At 54.1% G+C, this 19405-nt stretch carries 18 protein-coding genes and 1 pseudogene; 8 read left to right on the top strand and 11 right to left on the bottom strand.

Annotated features, from left to right (window positions below):
• Positions 1-9: 9 nt before the first annotated feature.
• Positions 10-231, bottom strand: coding sequence for a hypothetical protein (locus tag C1J03_RS05540; RefSeq protein WP_254694184.1), 222 nt, complete (start codon positions 229-231; stop codon positions 10-12).
• Positions 232-325: 94 nt separating this feature from the next.
• Positions 326-1240 (bottom strand): LysR family transcriptional regulator, encoded by a 915-nt coding sequence (locus C1J03_RS05545; protein WP_114884489.1) that lies wholly within the window; start codon positions 1238-1240, stop codon positions 326-328.
• 131 nt (positions 1241-1371) lie between these two features.
• Here C1J03_RS05545 and C1J03_RS05550 point away from each other — a divergent pair, with 131 nt between their 5' ends.
• From C1J03_RS05550 to C1J03_RS05560, 3 genes are all read left to right on the top strand, one after another.
• A complete protein-coding gene (locus tag C1J03_RS05550; protein WP_114884492.1) occupies positions 1372-1596 on the top strand; it encodes a DUF1127 domain-containing protein in 225 nt (74 codons plus the stop codon).
• Entirely contained in the window at positions 1586-1843 is a 258-nt protein-coding gene (locus tag C1J03_RS05555; RefSeq protein WP_254694185.1) for a DUF1127 domain-containing protein, read from the top strand. Before C1J03_RS05550 ends, C1J03_RS05555 begins: the two co-directional genes overlap by 11 nt.
• Positions 1844-2156: 313 nt before the next feature.
• Positions 2157-2849 (top strand): IS6 family transposase, encoded by a 693-nt coding sequence (locus C1J03_RS05560; protein ID WP_114884494.1) that lies wholly within the window; start codon positions 2157-2159, stop codon positions 2847-2849.
• Positions 2850-2915: 66 nt separating this feature from the next.
• Here C1J03_RS05560 and C1J03_RS05565 read toward each other — a convergent pair.
• Positions 2916-3242: pseudogene (locus tag C1J03_RS05565) on the bottom strand (c-type cytochrome); the annotation flags it as partial.
• 665 nt (positions 3243-3907) lie between these two features.
• Here C1J03_RS05565 and C1J03_RS05570 point away from each other — a divergent pair.
• Genes C1J03_RS05570 through C1J03_RS05580 form a run of 3 tightly spaced genes read left to right on the top strand, consistent with a single transcriptional unit; the run spans position 3908 to position 7448 of the window.
• Positions 3908-4870, top strand: coding sequence for a Gfo/Idh/MocA family protein (locus C1J03_RS05570; protein WP_114884496.1), 963 nt, complete (start codon positions 3908-3910; stop codon positions 4868-4870).
• Positions 4871-4886: 16 nt separating this feature from the next.
• On the top strand, positions 4887-5828 hold the full coding sequence (locus tag C1J03_RS05575) for an acetamidase/formamidase family protein (protein WP_114884498.1): 942 nt from the start codon (positions 4887-4889) through the stop codon (positions 5826-5828).
• A gap of 24 nt (positions 5829-5852) precedes the next feature.
• Positions 5853-7448, top strand: coding sequence for a gamma-glutamyltransferase family protein (locus C1J03_RS05580; RefSeq protein WP_114884500.1), 1596 nt, complete (start codon positions 5853-5855; stop codon positions 7446-7448).
• Positions 7449-7641: 193 nt separating this feature from the next.
• Here C1J03_RS05580 and C1J03_RS05585 read toward each other — a convergent pair whose 3' ends face one another.
• The 8 genes from C1J03_RS05585 to C1J03_RS05620 form a co-directional block, all read right to left on the bottom strand.
• Entirely contained in the window at positions 7642-9567 is a 1926-nt protein-coding gene (locus C1J03_RS05585) for a N,N-dimethylformamidase beta subunit family domain-containing protein (protein ID WP_302661621.1), read from the bottom strand.
• A 225-nt stretch (positions 9568-9792) separates the two neighbouring features.
• The gene (locus tag C1J03_RS05590) at positions 9793-10041 is read right to left on the bottom strand and encodes a hypothetical protein (protein WP_114884504.1); all 249 of its coding nucleotides are present in this window, start codon (positions 10039-10041) and stop codon (positions 9793-9795) included.
• Positions 10042-10548: 507 nt separating this feature from the next.
• Positions 10549-12363, bottom strand: coding sequence for a BCCT family transporter (locus tag C1J03_RS05595; protein ID WP_114884507.1), 1815 nt, complete (start codon positions 12361-12363; stop codon positions 10549-10551).
• 86 nt (positions 12364-12449) lie between these two features.
• The gene (locus C1J03_RS05600; RefSeq protein ID WP_114884509.1) at positions 12450-13100 is read right to left on the bottom strand and encodes a DUF3726 domain-containing protein; all 651 of its coding nucleotides are present in this window, start codon (positions 13098-13100) and stop codon (positions 12450-12452) included.
• Complete coding sequence (locus tag C1J03_RS05605; RefSeq protein WP_114884511.1) at positions 13097-14800, bottom strand: hypothetical protein; 1704 nt, start codon at positions 14798-14800, stop codon at positions 13097-13099. The genes C1J03_RS05600 and C1J03_RS05605 overlap by 4 nt, the downstream gene beginning before the upstream one ends.
• 14 nt (positions 14801-14814) lie before the next feature.
• Positions 14815-15789, bottom strand: coding sequence for a membrane dipeptidase (locus tag C1J03_RS05610; RefSeq protein ID WP_174234494.1), 975 nt, complete (start codon positions 15787-15789; stop codon positions 14815-14817).
• Positions 15789-17240: an aldehyde dehydrogenase family protein gene (locus C1J03_RS05615; protein WP_114884515.1), complete on the bottom strand. Its 1452-nt coding sequence runs from the start codon at positions 17238-17240 to the stop codon at positions 15789-15791. The genes C1J03_RS05610 and C1J03_RS05615 overlap by 1 nt, the downstream gene beginning before the upstream one ends.
• Before the next feature lie 90 nt (positions 17241-17330).
• Entirely contained in the window at positions 17331-18239 is a 909-nt protein-coding gene (locus C1J03_RS05620) for a LysR family transcriptional regulator (RefSeq protein ID WP_114884517.1), read from the bottom strand.
• A gap of 122 nt (positions 18240-18361) precedes the next feature.
• On the opposite strand from C1J03_RS05620, the gene C1J03_RS05625 reads away from it, so the two are divergent.
• Together C1J03_RS05625 and C1J03_RS05630 are read left to right on the top strand one after the other, a co-directional pair.
• Positions 18362-18703: a RidA family protein gene (locus C1J03_RS05625; RefSeq protein ID WP_114884520.1), complete on the top strand. Its 342-nt coding sequence runs from the start codon at positions 18362-18364 to the stop codon at positions 18701-18703.
• 391 nt (positions 18704-19094) lie between these two features.
• The gene (locus C1J03_RS05630; protein WP_114884522.1) at positions 19095-19328 is read left to right on the top strand and encodes a hypothetical protein; all 234 of its coding nucleotides are present in this window, start codon (positions 19095-19097) and stop codon (positions 19326-19328) included.
• Positions 19329-19405: the final 77 nt, after the last annotated feature.

The raw sequence follows: 19405 nt of genomic DNA on the forward strand, positions 1-19405 counted from the left end.
TTGATATTCTCACATTTTCTGACAATCAGCTTTGCGCCCGCCCGCAATATTGACCATCAGTTGTGGTCTTGTCTGACCACCCAGTGCAGTCAAAGCGGCGATGGTTGCCAGATACCGGTCACGCAAGGGTAACCCAGTCCGAGCGTACTGGCGACCATATGCAAAGTCGACGACCCCCTCGGCCCTACCGGGCAGTAGGTGGCCATCGCGCGCATTCAGCGAGTCTTCCATGCCCGGGTTCAAACGTTCGGAAAGGTCTCTGCCTGTTTGTGTTGTATTTTTGTCATGGCGTTTCCTGTTTTTAAGAGTTTCCATGTTCCAGCGATTAAGACCCCGTCATTTTATATTCTGGAACATCCCGGAATTGGTGCACAAGGAAATCAATGAACGCACGTGTTTTTGGCGCAAGGTTGCGTTTGTCGGCAAACATTATCGCCAGTTCGGTACTTGGCGGCGCGTAATCCGGCAAAACATGCACCAACGCGCCCGACTGGAACTTTTGGTCCGCCATATAGCTCGGGAGCCGTGCAATACCGATGCCGGCAAGCGCGGCGTGAAAGATTACGTCAGTGCTGTTACCCTCAAAACGCCCCTGTGCCTCAAAGCCTTGACCAGTGAATGGATCGGGGTTGTCCCACGCGTTCCGCTTGCCGTTTCCAGCAATCCTGAGACAATTGTGCTGCCTCAAATCGTCAAGACTTTTTGGGGTTCCGCACCGTTCCAGATAGGCAGGTGACGCACATAAGGCCCGACGGCTTTGCATGATGCGCCGGACCATGACGTCAGGAATTTTGCGTTGCTCGGCAAAGCCTATGCCAGCGTCAAAGCCTTCGCTCTGCAGGTCTACAACGCGATCCGTAAGTTCCAATGAGACTTGAACTTCGGGGTTTTCCTCTAGAAATGCAGGTAAAACAGGGATCAACTGAGCCTTACCAAATGCAACGCTGGACGCGATTCTGAGTATCCCACGCGGGATACCGTCCAAGTTCAGGATCAGCGCCTCGGCCTCTTTGTACTTTTCCGCCATGGCTTTGCACTTTTCGTAAAATTCCTGACCTTCCTGTGTCGGTGTCACGCCCGTTCTGGTCCGATTAAGCAAACGGTAGTGAATCTGATCCTCAAGCAGGCCAATTTGTTTGCTGACCGCAGAGGGCGTCTGTCCGATGTTGCGTGCCGCAGCCGAAATGCTGCCGCGTTCGACAACAGTCGCAAAGGTCAACATCTGCGCAGAAATATCCATTTTACATCACTTCCCTGTGCCAATCCGGAACAGGTCCTTTGCCAAATCGCCCAATTGTGAGCGCTACCAAACACTCGTATCTCTGCAGTGCAGCATCAATACTGCATCGCAGCAATAGACGAGGTAATCACATGGCAGTTACACGATCAAATTCTGGGCTAGATGTCGTTTTGGATGCTGGCCGCTCAATTTTTCATCAAACGCTTGATCAGATCCGACAGGCGCTGGCCAAACGCAAGGTCTACCGCGCCACGTTTTTTGAGCTTGCGGGGCTCACGGACCGCGAACTCAAAGACCTGGGCATCCCGCGCAGCAACATCAAGAGAATAGCGAAGGAGGCCGCTTATGACTGTTAACTCACATACGGGCGGACCTGACACCGGTCACGCGGCCACCGCTTCAATCTCTTTGTCAAAGATGGCCCATGGCTTTGTTTCGATGCTGGCGCGGATAGGGGTCAAAGCGCATTCCATAGTGAAATCCCTTCAAATGGCCAGAATGCTGTCCACCCTCGCGAACATGAGCGACCATCAGCTTGCCCAGATCGGTATCCGGCGCTCCGACATACCCAAGTATGCAGAGACGTTGATGGCTGAGGAATAAAGGACAGGCCGATCGGTCTGAGAAATACACGAAAAGTGTTGGTTCTCGCTCCTCCCAGAGTAAGCCAGCACGAGCGGCGGCGGCAACAAAACCAACAGGGAGCGCCAATGCACAGGGCCAGCATCTTCACCTCCTCCCGAAGATGCTGGCTCAAACTTTTTGGGCAAACGGGAGTGTAAATTAATGCGTCTCAACAGACATCCTCAGAATATTCTGGTCGGTCGTCTTTATGCGACCAATCAAGACAACATTTCCGGGCACTGACAGAAGAAAACTGGTTAAGGCGGGCAGGGTGGACGACTAGCGTCGCCGGATGATAAAAAGGTCCCCTTTCCGCTACTTCAAGACGTCTCCCGAAATCATCCGCTTGGCGGTTATGATGTATGTGCGTTATCCACTTTCGCTTCGAAATGTGGAAGATCTGCTGCACGAACTCGGTATTTATTTTTGCCATGAATCGGTCCGGCTTTGGTGGAACCGTTTCGGCCCATTGTTTGCCGCTGAGATCCAAAAGAAACGGATTCGGCAACTTCGTGCTCACTCGAATTGGCAATGGCACTTGGACGAAGTGTTCGTAAAAATCAACGGAGAAACCCACTATCTCTGGGGGGCCTTGGATCACGAAGGCGAGGTGCCGGAGAGCTATGCTACCAAGCGCGGCGACCGCAAAGCAGCCTTGAAATTCCTCAGAAAAACAATGAAGCGCTTTGGTCCGCCACATGTCATCGTAACCGATCTACTGCGGTCATACGGTGCCGCGATGAAGGTTATCGGCAATGTGGACAAACAGGAAACCGGCCGCTGCCTGAACAACAGGGCCGAGAATTCACATCAGCCTTTTCGACGAAGAGAGCGGGGGATGCTGCGCTCCAGACGAACGCGAACATTGCAGAAATTCGTCTCCGTCCACTCTTCGGTCCACAATCATTTCAACCAAGAACGCCACCTTTACTCACGCGCCAATTTCAAGCTGAACCGAACCGCCGCTCTCACCGAGTGGCGTTAACTCTGTGCGGCATAAAGGGCAGCTTCATTGTCCTTACAGAGACTGGTTCGCATTCGTCTGACAGCACCCGCTGGGTTGCGATTCCATCCAGCCCTGTAATATCTCGAACGCGCCTTCTGGGTCGTCCAAGACACCCCAACGGGTCATCACGTTACCAACCTCGGGCGCAAAATATGCCCCTTCGCCGTGTAATGTGTGACAGTTGATGCAGGAATTGCGTTCCCAGACATGCTTGCCAAGGACGACCTCCTCGGTCAGCGGCATGCCTGCGGTCGATACGTTGACGACATACCGATGCGATTGCGCAGTGAGCACGATGAATATCACAACGAAGAAAAGAGATCCTGCATAGAAGATATTGCGTGCCCGTGATTTCGTCAGGATTTCGGCCATCCCTCAACCTCCATTAAAAATGATATGGAGACAGCAATATCAGGATCGAATGCCGCGAAGTTTGGGGTAGCACAACGTTTGAAGTATCTGGCGTCAGCGCCTTCAGGCCGAGTAAGAGTGGTGCTGAAACTTCCGCCACTTAAAATACAAAGGGGTATTTTATGTGGTGTAATGGCCTTATATTGTTATTTATCAATAATATAAGGTAAGGACGTGGCGGATTTCTTTTGCACCCCGCACCAAGTTTTTTTGATGTAAGTAGGAATTTGGGTCGTGCTGCGCTTCTAACGTCCCCAAATTTGTCCGCCAATCTGAATTTGCATGGTGGCTTCTTGTCTTGGTTCTGACGCCGTGCAAAATTGACAGATGAAAGCGGTTAAGCACAAACCTCCAGATATCGGATCATCTCTGGTCCACTGGCTGCGGGGTTTCTTTGTGTGTAGTTTGGCCGGCTAACCGTTTTATATTAGAGAAATTTCATGTTGAACTTTGAAACCAGCTCTTCGAGTGAAGGCCTTTGAAGGGCTGTCTAGGCCCTGAGGGGGGTTGTCCCCAGATGCGCCCTCAAAACGCCAGCCCGCCTGAGAGCAGGCGTACAGCACCACGGCACACGGCGAATGCGTTGTGTTGTCCGACGATGAATTTCACATAACTGAAAGACCGACATGACCATTAGAACAGCAATCATCGGCTTGGGGATCATGGGCCAGCGCATGCTTGAACACATGACGCTGCACCCTGCATACACGGTTTCTGCAATTTGGGACCCTGATGCTAAAGCGTGTCGGGTGGCCCAAGAATTGGCTCCCGCTGCAGTACTGGCTGCGTCCGCAGAAGATGCGATTGCCACGGCCGATTTGGTTTACCTTGCCTGCCCCCCTGCGCCGAGAAAAGCGTACGCGCAGGCCACAGCTGCCTTAGGTAAAGCGGTATTTCTCGAAAAACCACTTGGTGTTGATGTGGACGAAAGCCGCGATCTGGTCAAAAACCTGACGCTGTCCAATGTCCCCACCGCTGTGAACTTCACGCAGGCCGCTGGGGCCGCCTTGACCGATGTCTCGATGGCCGCAAAGGCGGGGGATATGGGCAACCTTATGGGGGTCGATATTGTTGTCACCTATGCAGATTGGCCCCGGGCATGGCAAAAGGCAGCGGATTGGCTGCGGTTTCGCAATGAGGGCGGCATGACACGCGAGGTGATCTCGCATTTCTTGTTCTTTAGCGAACGTATCCTTGGGCCCCTTGAACTTGTTTGGGCGCAGCCTGACTACCCGGCACAGGGCGATCTGTGTGAGACCCATGTCGCGGCGCGGCTGGTCAATGCAGATGGCCTGCCCGTGACGATCATGGGCAGCGTTGGCGGGGCACAGCCTGACAGGCAAGAAGTGACCGTGAAGGGGTCCAAGGTAAGTCGACGTATTTCGAATTTTGCGGATGATGCGATGTCTTCGGGTGGGGATTTTGTACCCATTGGAAACAAACCAGCAGATACGCGAGCAACGGGTCTAAAGGCACAGTTAGATGACCTAGTTTTGTGCGTCCAAAATAAGCCGAACCGATTGGCGACAATTGACGAAGCGCTGCGGGTACAAATCCTGATCGAACGCATCCTGAAGACACACGCTTAAAACTGAGGGAACACCCATGACCCATGCGACCTTGAAGGCATCGACAAAAACCTGCCACTGGGGCTTTTTCGACGCCGCTTTGCCAGCCGCCGTGACAATTTCCAGCGGTGAAGAGATCATAATCGACTCCATATCAGGTGGCCCCAAGAACCTCCCGGGGGATGGATATCATGTCCCCTCCGAACTATTGGACATGCACGCCGCGGGTGCCCCTTCCGTTCCGGGACATATCCTAACCGGTCCTGTGGCCGTGTCAGGTGCGATGCCGGGTGATGTGCTGCAAGTCGACATTCTGGACGTCTCATTGCGGCAAGACTGGGGGTTCAACTTTTTGGGACCCTTGAAAGGTACGCTGCCGAATGACTTCCCAAACCATCACCACACAATCATCCCACTTGATGCAGAGCGAGGGGTCGCAACCCTGCCATGGGGGTTAGAGCTTAAACTCGCTCCGTTCTTTGGCGTGATGGGGGTGGCTCCTCCGCCAACGTGGGGCCGCATTTCCACGATCGAACCGCGGGTACATGGAGGCAATATCGACAACAAAGAACTTGTTGCTGGCACCACGTTATTTTTGCCGATTTTTGCCGAAGGGGCGTTGTTTTCTTGTGGAGATGGGCACGGGGCACAGGGGGATGGCGAGGTTTGCGTCACGGCGATTGAAACGGCCTTGAAGGGGCGCTTTCGGTTGACCGTTTTGAAGAACCGGGATCTGTCTTATCCGCAAGCCGAAACCCCAACCCACTATATCACGATGGGCATGGACCCTGATCTTGATCGCTGCGCAGAAATGGCGTTGCGCGACATGATCACACTTGTATCACAGCGGGCGGGAATAAGTCGCGAAGATGCCTATATGTTGTGTAGCCTTGCAGGGGATTTGCGGATCACACAAACAGTAAATCGCGAAAAAGGCGTGCATATGATGATGGCGAAAAACCTCATAGACACACATTAAAGTACTGAAAATAAGGACACCTCCATGGATATTCGCGCCAACCATACTTATCCTTCGCGCCGCTCTGCGGTCTTGGCCGAAAACATTGTGGCCACGTCACATCCTTTGGCATCGCAGGCAGGGTTGTCCATGATCATGCGGGGCGGCAATGCAGTCGACGCCGCAATCGCAACTGCAATTACCCTGACTTTGGTGGAGCCCACCGGCAATGGTGTGGGATCGGATGCTTTTGCGATTGTCTGGGACGGAAAAGAACTTCACGGCCTGAATGCGTCTGGGCGATCCCCAGCTGGCTGGACCCCTGAACGATTTGCCGATCACGAAGTTATGCCTTTTCGCGGTTGGGAAAGCGTCACTGTGCCCGGTGCCGTATCGGCTTGGGTCGCTTTGTCGGATCGTTTCGGAAAACTGCCGTTTGCTGATCTGTTTGAGCCAGCAATCGGCTATGCAGAGAACGGGTTCATAGTAACGCCCGTTGTTGCCCAACTCTGGCAAAATGCAGCCGAGGCGCTGGGCGGCTACCCCGGTTTCGCAGATGCATTCTTACCTGACGGCAAAGCGCCGAAAGCTGGCACACGTTTTATCAATGCGCCCCTTGCCAAGACCTTTCGGTTGATTGCTGAAACCAAAGGAGAGGCGTTTTACAAAGGCGCATTGGCCAAGGCAATTAGTGACTTTGCCGCTGAACACGGCGCGGCACTAACCCAAGATGATATGGCCGCACACACCGTGGATTGGTGCGGTACCATATCTAAGAAATTTGATGACTTAGAACTGCACGAAATTCCGCCCAATGGCCAAGGCATCGCTGCCCTGATGGCTTTGGGCATCCTTTCCCATACCACGATCCGCGACCTTGAGGCGGACGACCCGTTAGCGTTTCATCTCCAAATCGAAGCCATGAAATTGGCACTTGTGGATGCAGAAGCCTACGTCGCGGACGAAGATTACATGACAGGCGTCACATCGTCGGCTCTTTTGGACGATGCATATTTGGCAAGTCGCGCGGCCTTGATCGACGAGAAACGCGCGCAAGACTGCAACGTAGGGGCACCCAAAAACGGCGGTACGGTCTATTTGTCTGCGGCAGATGCATCCGGTATGATGGTATCGTTCATTCAGTCAAACTACGCGGGCTTCGGGTCCGGTGTCGTCGTGCCAAACACGGGCATTGCGCTGCAAAACCGAGGGGCTGGGTTTTCTCTTGATCCCGAAAGTGCCAACCGAGTTGGACCAAACAAGCGCCCCTTTCACACCATCATTCCTGGCTTTTTAATGGGCCCAGACGGTCCCCTATTGAGTTTCGGTGTCATGGGAGGGCCGATGCAGGCGCAAGGCCACGTCCAAATGGTCCTGCGGACCCAAGTCTGGGGGCAAGATCCGCAAATGGCCGCTGACGCCCCACGTTGGCGGTTTGTCGAAGGTTTAGAGGTCGCTTGCGAAGACACAATGGAAACAGCGACTTTGGAAGCGTTGGGATCACTTGGCCATATCTTGTCGCTTGAAGCGCCTGACAATGCATTTGGTTTTGGCGGCGCACAACTTGTCTGTCGTCTCAAAGACGATGGGTATGCGGCGGGATCAGATCCCCGCAAAGACGGGGCTGCAATGGGTTTTTGATCAACAAAAACGCACTCTTTTGAAACTCTATTTAGAAAAAGCGTTTTTCCGGGCGCGCGTCTTTGACTACAGGCGAAGATGCAACAGACTCGAAGCGAGTCTCCAGAGACCGCCCGTACTGGATTTCCCTTTACCAGCAGCCGCTGGCTTTCTGTAGGTCGAGATTTGGCTGTTAGTAGCGTAGACGTTTTGATTAAGAAAACACTGCGCGGGCGTCTAGGAACCGTTCCACGACATTCCTTGTGATTTTAGCAACGTCGTTTTCGTAGTTTTTCTCTGGTGTGGAGCTCATCCAAGTGATGGACCCTGTTGAGAAAACAGCGCCATCATTCGCAGTTTCGAAGAACACAATATCTGCCTGGCCATGATCTGGAGGCGAGGCAGGTGTGTAATAAACTGCAATTGGCGAGGTGGATAATTTGATTTCTTCGATTGTTTCTTTTAGCGGTTCAGAGGTTGCAAGGTTAAGCACATGGCGCGGAGCACCGTTGCTTGGGTTAAACTTATCAATTTCAAAGCCTGCGGCCGCGCCGTGAACACGGTCGATGCCATAATCTCCAAACACGTCACCTTCCGATGTTCCATCAAAGATCCACGCGCCTCTAGGGTTTTCGGAATCAGGAAGGCGTCGATAGGCACTTGAACCATTAAAAATCATCGCTGATGTCTCAAGGCCAACAATCGCTCCTGGCTGCATGCCTGTTTCGATCATGAGGCCTCCGCGTGTGCCATTGCTGAGATAGCGATCAGCAATATCGAAGAAGTTGCGGCTTTCCATCACACCCGGTAACTCGGCGTGTTGCCCAACAGACCAGAAGTAACCGTTCGCTCCAACATACATGAACCGCCCCCCCTCTGCCGTGAAAGAACCGATTGCGTTCACCATTCCAATCGTCACGTATTCAGGATGCGTAGAGGAGATAACCACATCGTACTGGTTCAGTAGGTCCAAGCCTTCTTCGTCGACTAGCTCATCCGTGATTACATCATAGCCAAAGCCGAAATTCTCAAGGAAGGCCGTGACATGTGTGTCTTGTGTGAAATTATAAGTTAAGGCTCCGGGTTTCATTCCGAGATCAGGCCGCAGGCGAGTTCCGTATGCAAAATTGCGTCCATCGACATGGGTGTTGTACACGCCTCCGCTGCCATATTCTGGGTTGTCGGCCATGAATTGTAGATCCGCTTCATTCCAGTTGTGGCTCGGGTAGTTCTGTTTCGCTGTCACGCCGAGAGAAATTCCCGCGTAAGCCATGTAGTTGTAGTCCGAGACCCAGACGGCGAGCCTTTCCGACGGTTTTCCCTTTGGAGCTGCAACAAAGAAGGCAATGTATTCAACAAAATCGCCTTGGGTGAGTCGAGCCGAGTAAATGCCGCTCTTGAGGTCTTTGGGAACGGTATACGAAAAATCTGAACTCCACTCCGCGCTGTACAAGTCATCGGCATAGAAGGTTATTGCGTCGTAGAGATCCGGCCGTTCATTCCAGTTGATTGACTCGCCTGCCCAGAACCGTCCACGGACGCCGCGGTTTGGAAGATTAACCACAACTCCATTGGCCCCGGTCGGTGAAATGTCCACTACGCTAGCAGAACTGATTTTTTGTGAGAAATCATAATCCGCGATGACGAACGGCTTCAGCTCATCTGGCACAACAGGATCTGCCATCGCATCGATTTCTTCGACGCTCAGTGCCTTGTTTGTGACTCTGACATCCTGAATTCGACCGTTGAAGTTATGTCCCGGCTTTTCAAAAATCGCATTGGCCGCGCCCGGCCCATTTCGTACTGCTGCAATGCGCATCGGTCCAGCCTGTGGAACGGTCGATACGTCACCTTGTGCCGCCAGAGTTCGCGCTGTCTGCTGGTCTCCTGGCGAGTAAGGTTTCTCCTTCAGATGAACGCTGACCACGCCAGCCTGCGCATCGTAAGATGCGGCGACATAAGCCCATCCCCAACCCTGCACAGGCTCATCAATTGTAAACGTTTGGACAGTACCGGTTCCTTGGCCAACCACGAATTCAAGCTGCATCTTGGGGTTCAAGCGAAGCGCCCAGCCCGTCTGAGTTATGGCATCAAAGCGGGATACCACGGTTTGGGGGTTATCGACGATCTCTGGTGCCATCGTTAATGTTGGTGGGTGAAACGGATCAGGATTTTCGAGATCGGGAGGTTCATAGCCAACCGTGTCAAAGACTGGATAGATCCAACCACTGACGGTAAAGCTGTCGAGCTTGTCCAAGACCGCGGTATCTTGGATGTGAATGTAGGAGCCAAGGTTCAGCGCCTGCGGCGTTCCTTCATACTCGCCTTCGAAAGACGAGGGAGCGTGTTCAACTAAGAACTGGTCTCAATAGAGAGATTGAGATTCGCCGTTGATTACGCGCACAAGGTCAGCCTTGTAGGACCCGCTATCGACAGAATTGACCATGAACTCGACCGTATCTCCAGGCCGAACGCTAAGTTCGCTTGAGTAGCCAACAATCGTGCGTGCAGGGTCCTGTGCTTTCGAGGCAGAAACGGACGCAAAAAGTAATAACCCAAAACTGAAAGCCTTCACCAAAGGCATTTTGCAACGGTTAAAGCTTTCTATCGCCATGTTTTCTCTCCTAGCTTTGCTTTGTGTTTAGCGTTTTCGCGTGCTCTGAAACGATCACAGATAAAATTTTCATCGGTGCAGGATGGCAGAATATTGATCCACAGTTGCGGCAATTAGAAACTTTAGCTGTAACGTATTACGGGTTTATCCAGCCTAGCAGGCAATTTGACAGTTTGAAGCGAAAATCAGTTTCCCGCTCAAAAAACCTAATGTTGGGCTTGAACCAAACGGCTCCTCTGGGCTCTAAGCCGCCATTCGCTGCGACGGCCTCCAATGACTGCTCTGAGGGGCAAACCGAACCTCTACGTCAAACGCGGCTAGCTCTGCTTTCTGAATTGATCAATGGAATTGTTGGCTCAGGGATACGCTTAGGAAAGTTGCGAGCTGTCTGTTCCACACGGCCACTCAAATGGCCGTCGAGGAATGATCGATGGTTAGCCTGGCGTCTGGCCACCCTTTGAAAATGCAATAGGCCGCGAAACTCTCGCGGCCTATGCTTTTGGCTTTCTAGTTGTGTTTTGCCCTGATGCTGTCGCGATACAGCGCTTTGACGAGGGAAATCATCATGAACACCATGACAATCGTGAACGGTAAGGCTCCGATAATCATCGCATTTTGCAGTGCTCCGAAGGGGTTCGCCTCGGCACCGCTATTGCCTGCGATGATCAAGGCACCAATCACCGCCGTGAGGATTAGACCCCAGATGATGCGGTGCTTGATGCCGGTTTCTTGCTCTCCACCGGACATGATCGTGTTCATCACCAGAATACCGGAGTCAGCCGAAGTCACGAGAAACGTCATAATCAAAACAACACACATGACCGTAATGGCCGACAGGAATCCGCCAGAGATCATTTGCTCAAGCGTTGCAAACAATTTGGCCGTGTTGGTCGCTCCGATCAACGACCCTGCGGCATCGCCGTTCAGTTCCAGATCAATCGCTGTTCCACCCAGAATTGTCATCCACAAGAAGCACACAATGGCAGGCGCAATGACGCAACCAAAGATGAACTCACGCACGGTGCGGCCCTTGGAGATACGCGCAAGGAACAAGCCAACAAAAGGCGAGAACGCGATCCACCAAGCCCAGTAGAACGTGGTCCAACCCGCTTGCCAGCCAAACTGACGGCCTTGTTCACCGGCGGCATAGATGGCCTCGGCGTCCAAGTTGGCAGCAGAGGCTGGCAACCCTTCGGTGAACCCGGGCAGCGAACCCCAAGGCGATGTGGCAGAGCCGTAGATCGCCGCGACATCTTCCGCGGGCAACGCCTTAGCCGCCTCAGGAATGGCCGCTGCAAACGCGTCGGCTGACTGCGGTCCATAGGCTCCAAAGGACATCTGAACGAAGTGCAGGATATAGTCGGCCAGACCGGCAGCGAACTTTGTCATCGCAAAGAGGAACGAGCCGAAGAAAACGAAGGTCAAAAGCAAGATCACTGACAGAACCAGGTTGAGGTTCGACAGGTATTTGATCCCCCGGCCCACACCTGAGACGGCGGACAAAATGGACAAGCTCATGATCACCAGCAGGGCTGCAATCAGACCGACGGTGCTTGGTTTAGGAGCATCTGCATCGCCATTCATCAGCCATTCAGCGCCGGAAACTGCATAAACACCGTCAACAAACTGGCTGACACCAAAACCGATGGTTACTGATACACCAAGGATCGTTGCGACAACGCCCAATACGTCAACCAAATGGCCCACAAAACCGTTTGCGGCTTTCCCTAACAGCGGCGTCAGTGCCGAGCGGATCGTCAGCGGCATTTCACGCGTATAGGCGTAATAGGCCAGCGACAGGCCAGTCAGCACATAAATCGCCCAAGCGTGGAAACCGTAGTGCAGGAAAGTGTAGCGATAAGCCGATTGCACCGCCTCAGCAGAGTTTGGAGCCACGTCGCCAGAAATCACAACAGGGTTTGAGCCCCACAGGCCGAGCGGTTCGGCGGTCGCAAAGACCATCAGACCCACACCCAGGCCGGCGCCGAACATCATCGAAAACCATGAGAAGTTTGAGAATTCCGGTACAGTTCCTGGCGTTCCCAACAGCTTGCTGCCGGTTGCTGGCAACAGGGCCAAGACAAACAGGAAGAACGCAAACAGACCGACGGATACGATGTAGAAGCTGTTGAAGCCGTTCAGCAAGCTACCGTTTACGGCAGATAGAACGCTGCTGGCATTTCCGGGCCAGACGAGCGCCCAGACGACCAGCGCGACCATGATCGCCTTACTGACCAATGCGATGGGAAGGCTGTAGCCTTCGTAAAAACCGGAGGGAGCCTTTACGATCTCCAACTCGGTAAAGGGTGGTTTAATAGACATTTTTGGTCCCCTGTTTCTTTGGTTGCGCCGTATTTCGATTTCTCGCAGCCGGTTGGCGCTTTAACTGCGGGATTGTTTGTTTGGTCCTAGTCATTATCAGACACGCCGGCACCGGCCCCCAACAGGCGCGAGGCATCGGTTGCGGGTGCAAATGTGCGTTGCGCAAACGCGTCCAGTCGGGCCCAGATCTCAGGTGTCACAGTGCCGCGCAGACCCGGGAGTTTGGCACCATCTGTGCGTTTGGTTGCAATCTGGCAGGTCAGCGCTTTGGCTTTGCTTGTGTTGATTTCGCGGTGCGGATCATCGATCCAAATCCCATCGCCATCCGTGTCGATCTGCACGTTTTGATAGGTCACCCGCACAGGCTGTTTGAGATGGATCGCGGCCCACGCCGCAAATGGTAATACCAGCAAAGGGTATGACACATTGGCCATTTTCACAGGCCGCCCCGGCTCAAGCTGGTCCGCGCAATCGCTTAACGTGGTGCCGACAGCGAGCGGGCAAAGATCTCCCTCAGGCGCGCGCCATTCACCGTTCAATGAAACAGGCGCAACCTGCGCATGGGGCAGTCCATCGTTTTTCGCTAAGACATCAGACAACAGCGCAGGACCCGCCAGATCTTGAGAGGCAAGCCACCGTGTGGCTCGAGCTGCTTCCTCGGCCATGCCCCAGGACAGGCCAGTCCCGCGTGCAGCGCGTTTGGCATGGGCTGCTATTTCGTTGAGAGAATGGCTCATGCGCCGCCCCGCTGTGCAGGGGGATAGGACCAGTCATCCCCTTGAACAGACGCCAGTTCTTCGGGGTAGGGCGCATTGCCAAACATGCATATCCGCACCCATCGGTCTGATCTTGGGTCGAAATGCGTGGCTCCAAAAAACGACAGTTTGCAGCGCAACATATCAATGGGCATCAGGTCAGACCCAATCGTGTTGTCACGAATTTCTGCATAGGGTGCCCGCGCCACGATCTGGGCGCGCCTGACGCTGTGGCGGTGCTGGGGATGGGTCAGTAGGAAAGCGGCCAAGGGGGCATCTTTGTCCGCCGCCTTCAGTGCATCATAAAGTGCCGCTGCATCTCTGCCGGGAGCTAAAGGTTGCTCGTATGGCGCAATCGGTTCTTCGAAACGCTCCCCCAGACGCGGCTCCAATTTCTCGGCAGAGACGTACCATGCACGGGCGCATTTTTGTGGTTGCGACCAATCAGTGTCCAATGCCCAGCCATAGGCGTTTTCCATAATTGAACGCAGTTCAGCCACACGCATGGAGCCATCAATGCGAAACGCTTCGGCGTTTTGGTCCGACATCTGATCTGCTAGATGATCGACAAGCGCACCGTAGGGCTCAAGCATCAGTGAGGCCAAACATTCCTGCGCATCCTCTGCCAACGTGACCTCGGCCCATGTAAACAGCCGGTCCCATGGATGGGCATTGAGCAAATCAGCTTGTGCAACATGGTGTGCCAGTGCACATAAGTCGTGACGCAATTGCTTGAGCTTCTCGATCTGGATCGGGTGAGCGGAATACCAGATATCAGCAGAGACAATTGACCGTTCCAGTAGCCCACAAAACTTCTGGGCCTCCGCTTCGTTGGCGGCGGGCAGGTTGCGGACAATGGCTATCGCCTGTTCACGCGCGGCGACCCAGTTGTTGAACAACATCGGGTGGTTGATCAGGAACGGTGCCATGCCGAGCCCTGTGGAATTTCCAATCCCCAAGCTGCGCGCGATATCCGCGTCTAGGGTGGCAGCCGTCGCGCCGCCTTTTAGGTTTGCCATATGTTGGACCAAATCGCGCACATAAGTACGGGTCAGAAAAACTGACAACATTTCGATCTGAAACGGCGCGTTGCATTCGGCGCGATCCGCGATCATTTCACGATCCGCCGCACCCAGTTTACCCGATCCGTAAACGGCGGTAGTGCGCATCAGATATCCGACTTTGTCGACTTCACTGCGGTCGGGTTGCGTACCAGCAGCCAAGCGCGAAACCACATGCGCCCACAGACGGACAGACCGGTTGGCGCGTGACACGGACAGCTCTTTTTCGCTCACGCGGCCTGCTTCTTGAAGGGGGATGTTTCGACGCAGACGTGCAATATCAGCGGCGTCCGGCACGCCGTCAAACAGGGTGAAGGTGCTGTCCCACGCCTCAGCAATTACCCGGTCTGAGCGATCCTCAGGCGGCAAATCATGACCAAAAGCGATCAGGGAATAGATGCGCTCAGGTGTGTGTACGCAATAGACGGCGTGGCCAACGCCCTTTGCGTCAAATTCAAAGACCGGGCGCGAGAACTGCCAATTTTCACGGGTCATCCGGCGGGTCAGGATCCGCATGAAGGACAGGCGCGATTGATGAAATGACCCCAGGCGCGACAGCCGCATGACCAGCGCTGGGTCACGTTTGGCAATGGTCTGGGATGTCTCTTTCTGAAACTGCATGGCCTGTCCTCCCCCTAGATCATTGGTGTAAAGTTATCCGCGTAAAACCTGTGCCAATTGTCGCCCATGATGCCTGCGACTTCTTCGTTGCTCAGGCCTGTTGTGCGCAATCCAGCTTCGATATTTCCGAAATCACGATTGTCGTTGAACCAGCTTGGCATTGGTGGGAAGCCCGGTGCCGTGGCCGAGCCTTCGCCATAGTCAATCTCTTTGCTCCAGCGGCCTACGCGCATCCACTCCACCACGCTGTCGGGGTGATCTTGACAAAGATCCGTTCCAATCCCGAGGTTTTGTGCGCCGAATTTCTCGGCGGTGCGCGCAATCATCTCGCAAAAGCTCTCCAGCGTGCAGTCGGATTTGCCCTTCAAGTGATGCGGATAGACTGAAAAACCCATCATCCCACCATTTTCGGTTACGGCCCGGATCACGTCGTCTTTCTTGTTGCGCAGCGCGGGCGACCATTCATGAGTGTTGGCGTGGGTGATCGCGATGGGACGCTCGGACATCTCTGCCGCTTCGATGGTTGAGCGATCTGCCGAATGGCTCATGTCTACCACCAGCCCGACGCGGTTCATCTCCTTGATAACCTGACGCCCCATACGAGTGATGCCGGTATCCTCAGCCTCATAACACCCCGTCGCCAGTAGGGATTGGTTGTTATAGGTCAGTTGCATGAAGCGCGCGCCAAGGGTGTGCACAATTTCTACCAACCCAATGTCATCTTCAATGGGGCTTGGGTTTTGGAAACCAAAGAAGATCGCAGTCTTGCCTTCGGCTTTGGCGCGATCTACGTCGCTGGCCCATTGGCCCTTTATGATCAGGTCAGGATAGAGTTCAAACCAGCGGTTCCATTGCTCGAAATTCAACACCGTTTCACGGAAATTCTCGTGATACGAGATCGTGACATGCACCGCATCAACGCCGCCCTCGCGCATCTGACGGAATATCTTCTCCGACCAGTTGGCGTATTGCAGATTGTCGATCCGCATCATGTTGGGGAACCTGATGCGATATAAGCCGTCTTCACGATAGTATAGAATTCCGCCGCAGTACGTCCCTGTTCGCGGGGTCCGTAAGAGCTGTCACCGCGCCCACCGAATGGCACGTGATAGTCGGTGCCGGCCGTGGGCAGATTGACCATCACGCAACCCGATTTCGCGTTGCGGCGGAAATGGGTGGCGCGGGCCAAATTGGTGGTGACGATACCTGCCGTCAGTCCGAAATTCGTATCATTGACCACATGCAGCGCCTCGTCATAGCTGGCAACGGGGATGACACATGCAAGTGGGGCAAACATCTCTTCACGGTTGATCCGCATGTCATTGTTGGTGCCGACAAAAACACCGGGGGACATGTAGTAGCCTTCGGTGGCCATTTCCAACCGCTGACCGCCGCAGAGCAGTTCCGCACCTTCCGCCGCCGCAAGATCAACATAAGCGAGGTTCTCTTTCAACTGCTGCTCGGACACAACGGGCCCGATCTGAGTGCCCGCTTCCAAGGCATGGCCCACCTTCATTGCCTTGGCACCCGCGACCAGTTTTTCAACGAACTGATCATGTATCGATTGGTGGACGACTAAACGTGACGACGCTGTACATTTCTGACCTGACCCGCCAAATGCGCCACCCAACGCCAGCGATACGGCCAGCTCCAGATCCGCGTCATCCATCACGGCAAGCGCGTTCTTTGATCCCATCTCCATCTGCACCCGCGTCAGGTTTTGAATGGCGCTGGCCGCGATGCCTTTGCCCACCGGTACCGAACCCGTAAAGCTGATCGCATTGACTTTGGGGCTTTCGACCAGCCGTTGACCAATCGCGCTGCCTGCACCCATCACCAGTGAAACGAGACCTTTGGGGATATCCTGCCGCGTGATAATTTCGACCAGTGCCACAGCAGAGGCGGGTGTCACATTCGCAGGCTTCCAAACCACGGCATTGCCATAGCAAAGCGCAGGCGCGATCTTCCAAGAGGCGGTTGCGGTTGGAAAATTCCACGGAGAAATCACCGCCACAACACCTACAGGCTCGCGGCGTACGTCGATCTCGATTCCGTCGCGTACGGAATCCGCGGTGTCGCCCATCTGGCGCAGTGTTTCAGCGGCGTAATAAGTAAAGAACTGACCGGCGCGGTAAACTTCGCCTTTGCCCTCCGCTTGCGGCTTGCCCTCTTCGCGCGCCAGCAATGTGCCCAGTTCCTCTGCGCGCTGCATCATCTCGGTGCCGATGGCCATCAGCACGTTGTATTTTCGTTCGATCCCGTAAGCCGCCCATTCAACCTGTGCGCGCTGCGCATGTGACAGCGTTGCATCCAGTTGGTCCGGGCTTGCTTGTGCGAACATACCGATCAGATCACTCAGGTCTGATGGATTGCGGTTTTCGATTTCAGATGCACCCGCCACCCATTCTCCGGCGATATGGTTCAGATTAGTGTCGAGCATGATGTATCCTTTTCAATCTGGCGCCGCAGACGCGCGCAAGACAAGGATACCCCGTCGTAACGATTCAAGCATTTAGAATTGTCTGTTGTTTTATTCAGCTTTTCTGAATTTTGAATCTGGCATTAAACTGCCATCCCGCTTCATCTCGGCGATCAGTTTTAAAAATTCCCGCGCGGCTGGCATCAGCAGATTGTTGGGACGAGACATCAGATGCACGGTCCGTCGCGCCGTTACATCAACGAGCGGCAAAAACGCCAACTCATCAAGCGAATTGGCAACGGCCAGCCGAGGCAGCACGGTTATCCCGACCCGTTTCCGCACCAGCCCTAACAGAGACGCCATGTTGTGGACCATCAGTCGCGAGCGGGCAAGAACCGGCGCAAAATCCGGATCCGTGATTTGCTCGCACAGGCCATTGGCGATGATCGTCTGGTCCCCCATCGTGCGCCACGCCAGCTGTTCCCAGTTTTCGGCAAGCGGATGGTCCTTGCGGCACACCAACCCAAACGCGTCACTGAACAGCTCAGTGCGGCGCATCCCTTCGACTTCGGGAAAAGAGCCAATCCCAATATCGGCCCGCTCCCGGTCCAGTTCACGTGCGATCGTGGCCGAGTCCATGTCGCGCAGATCAATCTGAACTTTCGGGTATTTCTCAGCGAATTTGAAGATCACAGTGGGCATTACTGTCGTCGCCACCGATGGCGTCACGGCCAATCTTAGGTAGCCAAGTTCGGAACGAGATAACCCTTCGATCACCGAAACCGTGTTTTCGAAATGGGCGACCTCGCGGCGGGCCTCGGTCAGAATGAGCTCTCCGATTGGGGTAAGACGGGATTTTCGCGCCGTTTCGAATAGGGCGGAACCCACGTGATCTTCGAACTGCTTCAGCATCATAGAGATCGCAGAAGGCGTTCGCCCAAGCGCATCGGCGGCCTCTGACAGGCTGCCATGGGTGGCAACCGTCGTGAAACATCTGAGCATATCGATCTTGATCGCCAATTTAAGAGTTCCTGAATTAGATTCAATGGAATCGAGTTTGCCTTAATTTCAATCCCGTGACCATATGGCAATCAACCCATCTCGCTTGGGGTTGGAAACACACGCAATTGCAGGGAAAATTTATGATCGAACGCATCGATACTGGAGCACGTTCATCGAAAATCGTGAAACACAATGGTGTTGCCTATCTGACTGGCCAAGTCGCCGAAGGTGAAACGATTCAGGAACAGGTGCAAATCTGCTTGGACAACATTGATACCCTTTTGAAAAAGGCCGGATCGTCACGCGAAGACATGTTGCGTGTCACCATCTGGCTGGCAGATATGCAAGACTTCGCTGGCCTGAATGAAGTCTGGAACGCTTGGGTGCCCACTGGACATGCGCCTGCGCGTGCCTGCGGTGAGGCCAAATTAGCCCGTCCCGAGCTTAAGGTAGAGTTCATCGTGGATGCAGCATATTCGTGATTGGCGCGCAGAGATAGCCCTGCGGCCAAGAGCTTGGGATCGTGGCGTCCGCAAAATTCAACTGCGCGTCATAAATGGAACCCTATCATCTCACAGAAGTGAGTTGGGGCAGAATTGAATATCAAATAAATACATTTCTACATGCGGCCGCCGATGCTTGCCGCAATATCCTTAACTCTGGGCTCAGATCAGCGGTTCCGGCGCGCTGCCTACTGTCAGATTGTACCTTGATAGGTTCAGGACCTAGCCCCCTCAACAAAGCTCCCGTCTATTACCGGAAGCGCTGGAACCGGAGCGGGCTTGTTCAGAACCTATTTCCGCGTTTGTAGCCAAGGCAGGCAAATGGTGGTAAAATTTCGGAAATGAAACAAAATAGGCATTTGTGATTGTTATGATACCCCGCATTATTCTGAGCATTACTGCCATCGCAGCCCTTTCCGCATGTCAGCCTGTTGCCAAGGACGACAGCCGGTTTTTTGCATCGGGCTACAATCGTGATGCGGAATTGGCCAAAAGCACGTCTAACCCGCCGCCCGTAGCGGCGAACCCACTTTTTCCACACGAAGTCGCTGCAATTCCAGCGGCAGAGTGCCGCCGCCCGATCGCCGGAGGGTACGGGTGCTGAAACGATTGCTCTCCTAGTCCTGGCTCGGTCGATCTTGAGACCCGGCCACCTCTTGATGCGACACTTCGCGATCAATT

It is taken from the genome of Sulfitobacter sp. SK012, assembly GCF_003352085.1.
Taxonomy (GTDB): Bacteria; Pseudomonadota; Alphaproteobacteria; order Rhodobacterales; family Rhodobacteraceae; genus Sulfitobacter.